Raw genomic sequence first — 2,241 nt, 5'->3', positions numbered from 1 at the left:
GGCCCGATGAGCACCCAGTCCCCGGGCTGGGCGGCGTCGACCGCCGCCTGGATGCTCGAGAACTGCCCGGGAATCCCTTGATAACTGCCGACACGCAGGACCGCGGTGGCACGAGCCGGGGCGGCGCCCGCCATGCTCATACCCCCGCCGACAAGCACGCACACGCCCCCGACGACAAGCACGCGCCGCAACCAGCGCATCGGCGCACGCCAAATCCGGCCGCGACGATCTTCCAGCATCAGCATCCCGAACTCCATCAACCGTCTGAAGTGTGCCTATTGCAGTCAGGTAATTTCAGACACGCGGAAGGCCGATGAGCGATGCGGCCAGCCTTCTCATGTGCGGCTTGGCCAGATCTCCAACACAGCGCACAGCGGGCTCGCCGTGCGCCTTCAACCTTGCCTGCGACCACGCCATCTGCTCCGCCGGTTCACTCCAGGCTCCTAGGAAACTGAAACCGGGGAGCCCGGCACGGGATACGACGGTTGGGTGACCGGGTTGGTGGGGCACCACGGGTTGCGCGGCACGCCCTGGCACGGATCGGGCATGCTCGGCTGCGAGGGCAGCGGCATCATCTGGACGACCGTCGTGCGCGGGTAGTTCGTAATTGGAGTGGTCGGGCAGTTGAAGACGATCTGCGTGTTGCAGAGGACCTCCAGACCGGCAGGGCTGGGCAGCGGTGCGCCGACGCCCGGGAGTCCACAGATGGTGTGCGGGAAGGTTTGCAGGAGGGGCGGGGCGGTGGCAACCCCTGTGAGGGCGATCTGAAGGCTCTTGGCGTTGACGGCCTTGCCTGAGCTGTCGACGTTGCCGTGAAAGCAGTTCCCAGGAAAATGCAGACCTGAGACCTCGAGGATGTCGCCGTTACTCGGGTTGCCGAAGAAGCCGTTGTTGCTGAACCTGTTGTTCGCGACCTCGTTACCCCAGTCGTCGAAGTAACAGAGGTCTAGCGGCTTGGCACCGACGCCGCCGTGGCAGTTGGCGGTCGCATTCCATTTACCGATGGACGGATACGGGAGCAGCGCAACGCCCCACCCGCCGTTGTTGTAGAAATCGTTGTCGACGATGGTGTCGAACCGGCCTCCGGCGACCGTCATGCCGGTCCCCACCGGAGCAGCTGCGGGGCCGGTGCCGAGGGCGGGCACGTTGGGGTTGTTGTTGTCGTGCACCTTGTTGTGCCAGAACACCCAGCACGAATGGGTCCCCGTCGGACCGGTCTCGTTTCCGGGGCATTTGCCGGACTGGGGCGACGGTGGGTCGGCGTTGTTCTCGCTGTTGGTGGAAAACCCCGATCTGTTGTTGTCGAATTCGGAGTACTGGATGACCAGGTGCCCGCCGGAGTTGGTTCCCGCGTATCCCTCGGCCGAGTTCTGTCCATGGCCGTGGTCGAGGATCGAGTTGCAGTCCGGGCAAGCGCCGATGTAGATCGCGGAGTCGCTCATGTTGTTCCCGTAGACCTGCGTGAACAGCCCCGGCCCGTAGGTGTTGTTGGCGAAGATCCCATAACTGGCCGTCGGACCGGTGTCGCTGACGAAGTAGGTCGAGGTTGTCGACAGGTACGCGCCGCGCCAACTTCCTATCGCGAATTTGCCGGTCTCATGGCCGCCGTTGAACCAGATCTGATTGCCGCCTGGGCCAGCTTGCGGCGCTCCGAGGAAGTTGCAGGCGGTCATGTTCTCCACGCTGACACCGTTCACCTTGTAGACCTGCAGGCCTTGGCGCCCCTTGTTGCCCGGGCCGATGTTCTGGTCGCCCGGGGCGGAACTGCACTGCGGCGCCCCCGGGTTGGTGCCGTCGAGCACGACGGTGTTGCGGTCCATGCCACGGATCCAGATGTTGGGCGTGGTCACCAGCACGGCACTGCCCGGCGTTGTGTCAGGAAGCCCGGGGGCAACGCGATTGCCGGTCTCGTGGTAGTCGCCGGGCCCGATGAGCACCCAGTCCCCGGGCTGGGCGGCGTCGACCGCCGCCTGGATGCTCGAGAACTGCCCGGGAATCCCTTGATAGCTGCCGACACGCAGGACCGCGGTGGCGCGCGCCGGGGCGGCGCCGGCCATGCTCATACCCCCGCCGACAAGCACGCACACGCCCCCGACGACCAGCACGCGCCGCAACCAGCGCATCGGCGCACGCCAAATCCGGCCACGACAATCCTCCAGCATCGGCATCCCGAACTCCTCACCTGTGTGGGGCGTGCCCATCGCATTCACGTAATTTCAGTCACACTGATTGACTTTCGTC

2 protein-coding genes are annotated in these 2,241 nt (G+C 65.2%); both read right to left on the bottom strand.

The annotated features are described in order from the left end of the window. A partial coding sequence (locus ABDV69_RS21155) for a hypothetical protein (protein ID WP_343577766.1) occupies positions 1-260 on the bottom strand: 260 nt, incomplete at its 3' end. A 183-nt stretch (positions 261-443) separates the two neighbouring features. Further along, entirely contained in the window at positions 444-2,201 is a 1,758-nt protein-coding gene (locus ABDV69_RS21150; protein WP_343577764.1) for a hypothetical protein, read from the bottom strand. Positions 2,202-2,241: the final 40 nt, after the last annotated feature.

It is taken from the genome of Mycobacterium sp. (assembly GCF_039583785.1).
Lineage (GTDB): Bacteria > Actinomycetota > Actinomycetes > Mycobacteriales > Mycobacteriaceae > Mycobacterium.
Note: the sequence above shows the minus strand (reverse complement) of the source record. Positions and strands in the feature narration are given on the sequence as shown.